This window comes from Vibrio jasicida CAIM 1864 = LMG 25398, assembly GCF_000400365.1.
Taxonomy (GTDB): Bacteria; Pseudomonadota; Gammaproteobacteria; order Enterobacterales; family Vibrionaceae; genus Vibrio; species Vibrio jasicida.
Genome location: NZ_BAOG01000221.1, coordinates 1 through 326, shown reverse-complemented (window position 1 = coordinate 326; position 326 = coordinate 1). Strand labels below are relative to the sequence as shown.

Annotated in this window: 1 protein-coding gene; it reads right to left on the bottom strand. The window is 45.4% G+C overall.

The window, feature by feature from the left end; genetic code table 11:
• A partial coding sequence (locus VJL_RS27025) for an Ig-like domain-containing protein (protein ID WP_038882444.1) occupies positions 1 to 326 on the bottom strand: 326 nt, incomplete at both ends.

Sequence of the window (326 nt, the reverse complement as noted above, 5' to 3'; positions counted from 1 at the left end):
TCTTCAACGATATCTGCACTATCTGAGACGATATCGGCAACGGCATTAACCGCAAAATCAACCGTCTGACTCACTTCCAAACCGCTTGGATCTGTCGCAGTAAACGTTAACTCTTCTGAGCCATTCCAGTCTGCTGTTGGGGTGATAGTTGCGATACCATCAACAATCGATACTTGGATATTGCTGTTACCAGAAACGCTGAACGTCAGATCGCTGTCTGCATCGTCAACATCGCTAAACGCGTCATTTAAGTTAATCGTGTACTCAGCAAAATCTTCCGGTAGAACTTGGTCAGCAATGGTATTCTCAACCACTGGCTTGTCGTT